The organism is Burkholderia sp. Ac-20384, assembly GCF_017104605.1.
GTDB lineage: Bacteria > Pseudomonadota > Gammaproteobacteria > Burkholderiales > Burkholderiaceae > Burkholderia > Burkholderia lata.
The window spans coordinates 1-6,816 of record NZ_JAAGPE010000408.1; the positions used below are offsets into that span (position 1 = coordinate 1).

Here is a 6,816-nt window from a genome sequence, read left to right on the forward strand (position 1 = left end):
GACGGCACATCGGCGGACGTCGTGACGGGCACCGCCGCCGCCGCGACAAGTGTGAGCGCCGCGGCCGCGAGCCAACCGTTGCGCCAGCCGCCGAGCAGCGGCCCGACCAGCATCGACAGCGCCATGCCGGCCGGCATGAACGTGCTCCACAGTCCGAACGCGAGATTGCGCCGCTCCGGCGGCGTCACGCGATTCAGCACGGCCGGCGCGGCAACCACCACGATCACGAAACCGAGCCCCTCGGCGAAGCGCGTGGTCAGCAGCAGCGCGAAGCTGCCCGCCCATGCGCCGGCGATACTCGACAGGCCGAGGATGACGAGGCCCGCGATCAGCAGCAACCGGTCGCCCCAGCGCCGCACCAGCAGGCCGGCTGCGATGCCGCCGAACACGCCGACGAACGGAAACACCGACATGATCCCGCTCAGCGACGCGAGCGAGCCGCCGAACTCGTGCTGGAGCGACGGCAACGCGATCGTCGCCTTGCCGACGTGCAACGCCGACACGATGCTCGCCAGCACGACGTTCGCGACGGCGGCCCGGTAGCTGCGCGACGGCAGCGTGGCGGCATCGGCCGCGACAGGCGATTCGGTCATCTCCACCTCCGTTGAAGCGGCCGCGTGCAACGGGATGCGTCACGCGTCCGCGATCGGACTGGCGCACATGATACAAATTGAAGTTAACTTCAAGTAAAGGGGTAATGTGCGCAACGATCCGTTCCGCCGATCGCGGCAATGCGCCGGCATGGCAGCGTGTGGGCGCCTGATCTAAGCTGTCGGCTTCGCCCCGACGACGTTGCATACGACCGCATGCCGACCGCCGCTCCCGCTCCCGACGCCCTGCTTCCGCTCGACACAGCCTGGTCGACGTTCCCCGGCCGCAAGGCCGCCGTACGCACCTTCGTCGCCGGATACTGCGCCGCACGCGACCGGCGCGACGCGCCGCTGCGCGACAGCCCGGACGGCCACGTCGTGCGATTCGACGCCGGCATGGGGCGGCCTTCCGAGCACTTCGTGATCGAGGGCGCGCCCGCGGATGGCGACGGTCCGTTCACCGTCGGCGCATGGATCACGCGCTACGGCGCCGCGCCGCTGCCGGCCGCGCTGCACGGCAGGACACGCCGGCTGTCGGACGAGCATTTCATGGCCGCCGATATCGGTGGGCTGTCCGGCGACGATGCACTCGCGCAAGCGCTCGCCTGCCACACGCCGGGCGACGTCGATACGTTCAATGCGGGCGCGCCATTCCCGCCGTTCCAGCCGAATCCGGCCGCGTTCCTGTTTGCGCACCGGCTGGACGGGCAGATCGCCGCCACCGCGCGCTACGGCTTTGCGTCGGCGCGCGACATCGTCGTCGACCGGGTCGGGACGGCCGACGCGTACCGCCGCCGCGGCCTCGCGATGCAACTGCTCGCCGCGATCGTCGCGCACGCTCGGCAACGCGGCGCGCAGCGGGTATGGCTCGTGTCGACCGAGGCCGGCCTGCCGCTGTACCGCGCCGCCGGATTCACGCTGCTCGCACCGGTTGCGGTCGACGAAGTCGTCGCCTGAACGCGCATCGAGCCGCACCGGCCATCGCCGCGCGTCTCGCGATTCGTCTCATTTCACTGAGACGAACGTCCCAGCGTCTCACCGGCGTGTCGTTCAGCTGTCGCAGCACACTTCGCGCCACGCCCCCGCCAAACCGTTTCCTGTCAACGAACGGGGAAATGACGCATCGCACCACGCACATCCCGTCCGATCGTCATTCGTCGCCCCGACTCGAGCTGGCCCCGTTCCTGCATACCGGTCGTTCGCGCAATCGCGCGACGGGCGCACCGGCAGCCACGCCTCGCGCCCGACGACAACCTGATGGAGACAGCAACGTGAGTACACCGGCATCGACCACCGCCCCCAACATGAAAGCTGCCGTCTGGCACGGCCGCCACGACATCCGCGTCGAACAGGTTCCCGTTCCGGAGCGCCCGCCGGCAGGCTGGGTCACGATTCGCGTGCACTGGTGCGGGATCTGCGGCTCCGACCTGCACGAATACGTCGCGGGCCCCGTCTTCATCCCGGTCGACGCGCCGCATCCGCTGACGGGCCTGAAGGGTCAATGCATCCTCGGCCACGAGTTCAGCGGCGAGATCGCCGAACTCGGTGCGGGCGTGACGGGCTTCGCGGTCGGCGACCGCGTGACGGCCGACGCCTGCCAGCATTGCGGCACCTGCTGGTATTGCAAGCATGGGCTGTACAACATCTGCGAAAACCTCGCGTTCACCGGGCTGATGAACAACGGCGCATTCGCCGAATACGTGAACGTGCCGGCCGAGTTGCTGTACAAGCTGCCCGACGATTTCCCGACCGAGGCCGGCGCGCTGATCGAACCGCTCGCGGTCGGGCTGCATGCGGTGAAGAAGGCCGGCAACATCGTCGGGCAGACCGTCGTCGTGGTCGGCGCGGGCACGATCGGCCTGTGCACGATCATGTGCGCGAAGGCCGCGGGCGCCGGGCGCGTGATCGCGCTGGAAATGTCGGCCGCGCGCAAGCAGAAGGCGCTGGAAGTCGGCGCGAGCGTCGTCATCGATCCGAAGACGTCCGACGCGATCGCGGAAGTCAAGGCGCTGACCGGCGGCTACGGCGCCGACGTGTCGTTCGAATGCATCGGGCACACCACCACCGCGAAGCTCGCGATCGACGTGATCCGCAAGGCCGGCAAGTCGGTGATGGTCGGCATCTTCGAGGAGCCCGCGCCGTTCAACTTCTTCGACATCGTGTCGACCGAGAAGGAAGTGATCGGCTCGCTCGCGTACAACGGCGAATTCGCGGACGTGATCCGCTTCATCGCGGACGGCCGCATCGACGTGCAGCCGCTCATCACCGGACGCATCGCGCTCGGCGACATCGTCTCGCATGGCTTCGAGGAACTGGTCAACCACAAGGACCGGAACGTGAAGATCATCGTCCAGCCCGCCCTCGCCTGACCGCGCGCGCAGCCGAGGCAGCTGTTCGCGCCGCGGCACAGATGCTGCAAGTGTCACCCTGAAGCGTCGCCCGTGCGCGGGCGGCGCGCCTGCCATTCCCCTCCAGCGCCCCTCCTTGCCGCCGTCGTCCGTCGCGAACTTGATGCCGCGTACCGATCGGGCACGACGCGCAAAAAACATTCGCAATCCAAACCATCCGTCGTAACGCACCACCGGCCGGATACGCGATCAGGGTTTCTCCGGATCAAGCGCGATTCGTCCGCTGTCGACAGGACACTGACGCAAGGTGATCCTGTGCAAGGCAAGGCACGATCCGGCCTCCCTGCCAGGATCGTTGCCGCCCCCTTGAAGGCACTCCCCCGCGCCCCCACAAAACCTTACGGTGTCATGGTGCCGACAGGCCGAGAATACGGGCCCACCCGGGATAGCTTGCAAACATGGTGTGTCATGAATCGTTCATTCTCGTTTAGCCGGGAACGCGCATATAACATTCGATCGCTGACGATCCAGCAGAAGACCCATATCGGCTTCGCACTCGTCACCACGCTGCTGGCCTTGCTGTGCGGCACGATCATCTGGGGGAGTGTCCGGCAATACCGGCAGGAGAACGCCGACCTGCAGAGCTTCGAATTCGTCCGTGGCGCGATGAGCGCCGCCAACGTGATCTCGGCCGAACGCGGCCCGACGAACGACCTGCTGGTGCGCCTGCAGGACGACGGTGCCAACGAGGTCCGCAGGCTGCTCGACGCGCGCGTGCGCTCCGACCAGGCGCTCGAACGTTTCCGCGCCGGCATCGCGCAGGCAACCGTGCTCGACGATCGCGAACGCAGCAACCTGCTGCATGCACTCGACTCGGTCCGGATCACACTTGTCGATGCGCGTACGGAAGTCGACGCACTCGACGCGCGGCCGCTCGCGACCCGCAGCGTTCACGATATCCAGCACGCGCAGGCACGCCTGTTCCGGATCGTCGACACGCTGTCGCTGCTGATCGACGGTGCAATGACCGACACCGCGATGCGCGACCCGCGCACGTCGGGTGCGATCCTGCTCGCGCGGCTCCTCGGCGATCTCCGCGAATACGCGGGCCGCACGGGCTCGCTACTCATCGCGCCGATGTTCGCGCGGCAGGCGCTCGATCGCACGCAGTTCGCGGACATCATGCGGATACGCGGCCGCATCGAGCAATTGCGCGCGCTGATCGACGGTTCAATCGGCGCGCAGCTCGACGACCCAGACGTGGCACGCGAATACGCGGAGCTCAACGGGGCCTTCGATGCGCACATCCTGCCGCTCGTCGACGCGACCGTCGCCAGCGGCAAGAACGGCGCCTATGCGATGAGCGCGGCCGACTTTTCCCGCGCGATCGTCCCGCATTTCCGGTCGAGCGAGCTGCTGCGCGATCGCGTGATCGACCTTGCCCGGCGTCGCGCGATCGGCGACCGGCACACCGCCCGGCTCAAGGTCGCGTTGTCGGCATTCGCCACGACACTGTGCATCGCGATCCTGGCCTCGCTCGCGCGCGGCATGCAGCGGCTGCTGTCGAAGCCGCTCGATGCACTCGGCAGCCGGATCGTCGCGCTCAGCGATGGCGATACGTCGCACGTGGCGTTGCCGCGCGGCATCGGGCCCGAGATCACGCGGATCCATGATGCGCTGGAAACGTTGCGCAACGCGACCGTCCGCCGCGACATGCTCGAGCGCCAGCGCAACGACATGCTGACGCTGTTCTCGCACGACATGCGCGCCCCGCTGACGTCGCTGATCATCCTGATCGACACGCACGCGCGACGGGTGGGCGAGGCGCAGATGAAGCAGCAGTTCGCGAGAATCGGCAAGCTGGCGCGGCACACGCTGGCGATGGCCGACGGTTTCGCGCAGCTCTCGCGTGCGGAGGCCAGCGATTACGAGCGCGTGCCGGTCAACCTCGCCGACCTGATGAACGAGGCACGCGACGCGGTGTGGCCGCTCGCGCACCGGAAATCCATGTCGATCGACGACGTGCCGCGGCGCGACGACGCGATCGTGCTGGGCGACCCGGCGCTGCTGTCGCGCGCGCTGATCAACCTGCTGGACAACGCCATCAAGTACAGCGCATCGCTGACGAGCGTCGAATGCAAAGTCGAGCCCGGCGCCGACGGCAAAACCGTGCGCTGCACGATCCGCGACAGCGGGTGCGGGATCGGCAGCGCCGACCAGACGCGGCTGTTCGAGCGCTACCGGCGCTTTCGCACCGCCGGCCAGCCGGAAACCAGCGGCGTCGGGCTCGGCATGGCGTTCGTCAAGGCTGTCGTCGAACGGCACGAAGGCACCATCCACGTGCACAGCGTGGTGCTGCAAGGCACCACGGTCACGATCACGCTGCCGGCCGCGGCGCTGCCGTGACGATGGCACCGGCGGCGCCAGCGGCACCAGTGGCAAGCGGCCAAGGCGGCACCGCAGCCCCGCCCGATTCTTCGATATACTGGACCGAACCCTTTTCGGGGCAACCGCGGGCCACCACGCCCTTTGCACGTTCGCCCCAACCTGCGTGGAATTGCTCACCGTGAAACCGCGAGCCGGACTGATTCTCGAACTCTTCGTCAACCTGGTGCTGCCCTGGGTTGCCTACCGGGCCGCACAGCCGTATTTCGGCGAAACCGGCGCGCTGTATGCGTCGGCGGTCCCGCCGATCATCTGGTCGATCGTCGAATTCATCCGCTCGCGCCGCGTCGACGCGGTGGCGGCCATCGTGCTGCTCGGCATCGCGCTGTCGATCATCGGGATGGCGCTCGGCGGCAGCCCGCGCACGCTGCTGATGCGCGAATCGCTCGCGTCGGGCACGATCGGCGTCGTGTTCCTGCTGTCGCTGTTCCGCGAACGCCCGCTGATCTTCTATCTCGCCCGCGCCACCATAGCCCGTGAGATGGATGGCGGCGCCGCGCATTTCGAAGCCGTCTGGAACGCCCAGCCGGGGCTGCGGCAGATGCTCCGGCGAATGACGTTCGTGTGGGGCGCGTTCATGACGCTGGAAATGCTGCTGCGCCTCTGGATGGTCGTGACCTGGCCGGTCGAACGCGTGCTGGTCGTGTCGCCGGTCATGGGCTACACGGTGTTCGGCTGTCTGCTGCTGTGGACATTCTGGTACCGGCGGCGGATGCGCGAGCGTAACAGCGTCCACATCCCGGGCCGCGACGGCGTCACCGAAACCGCCGGCCGCTGAGCACTGACGGTTCGCCGCCGGGATCGCAAGACGGCTGCTGTATGATGCGCGGCGTCTCGTCCGACGAATGCCGTTCCTGTCATGTCCCTTTCACTCCTTCCGTCCGCCACGATCTGGCTTGCCCTGTTCGCGGCCGCCGCATTCGCGTGGCATCGCCCGCAGCACGGCCTGAGCGTCGGCCTCGCCGCGCTCGGCTATGCGTGCGCGCTGGCGTTCGGCAAGCTCGCGCCACTTGCGCTGGCGCCGCTCGCGTTGCTGGCCGCGGCCGCCTGGGGCGTGATGCCCGAACGCCCGCGCGCAGTGCGCATTGCCGCGCACGTCGTCTTTGCCGCGGTCGCGATCGCGCTCAGCCTGCACCTGATTCCCGGCTTCCACAATCCGCGCGCGATCGGCCCGACGCGCTTCACGCCGGATGCCGTGCCGTTCACGATGTACCTGAATCTGGACAAGCCGCTCGTCGGCCTGTGGCTGTTGTGGGTGCTGCCGTGGGTCGCCCCCGACATCCCGCTGTCGCGTGCGCTGCGCACCGGCGCGGCGGCAGCCGTCGCAACGGCGGCCGCGTGCCTGGCCGGCGCGCTCGCGTTCGGGAGGGTCGGCTGGGCCGATCGGAAGCGCGTCGTGGAGGGGCAGAGTGTAAGATACTGTGTAAACTTCC

The 6,816-nt window shown here is 68.2% G+C and carries 5 protein-coding genes and 1 pseudogene; 5 read left to right on the forward strand and 1 reads right to left on the reverse strand.

The features are described from left to right. On the reverse strand, positions 1-593 hold a 593-nt coding region (locus G3O00_RS38460; RefSeq protein WP_206146132.1), incomplete at its 3' end, for an MFS transporter. A gap of 213 nt (positions 594-806) precedes the next feature. Between G3O00_RS38460 and G3O00_RS38465 the strand changes: the two genes are divergently transcribed. From G3O00_RS38465 to G3O00_RS38485, 5 genes and pseudogenes are all read left to right on the forward strand, one after another. After that, complete coding sequence (locus G3O00_RS38465; RefSeq protein ID WP_206146133.1) at positions 807-1,547, forward strand: GNAT family N-acetyltransferase; 741 nt, start codon at positions 807-809, stop codon at positions 1,545-1,547. 347 nt (positions 1,548-1,894) lie between these two features. Then, entirely contained in the window at positions 1,895-2,959 is a 1,065-nt protein-coding gene (locus G3O00_RS38470) for a 2,3-butanediol dehydrogenase (protein WP_174929698.1), read from the forward strand. 447 nt (positions 2,960-3,406) lie between these two features. Next, on the forward strand, positions 3,407-5,344 hold the full coding sequence (locus tag G3O00_RS38475; protein ID WP_206146134.1) for a HAMP domain-containing sensor histidine kinase: 1,938 nt from the start codon (positions 3,407-3,409) through the stop codon (positions 5,342-5,344). A gap of 160 nt (positions 5,345-5,504) precedes the next feature. Then, on the forward strand, positions 5,505-6,161 hold the full coding sequence (locus G3O00_RS38480; RefSeq protein WP_174929543.1) for a VC0807 family protein: 657 nt from the start codon (positions 5,505-5,507) through the stop codon (positions 6,159-6,161). An 81-nt stretch (positions 6,162-6,242) separates the two neighbouring features. Then, positions 6,243-6,816, forward strand: a pseudogene (locus G3O00_RS38485) (CPBP family intramembrane glutamate endopeptidase); the annotation flags it as partial.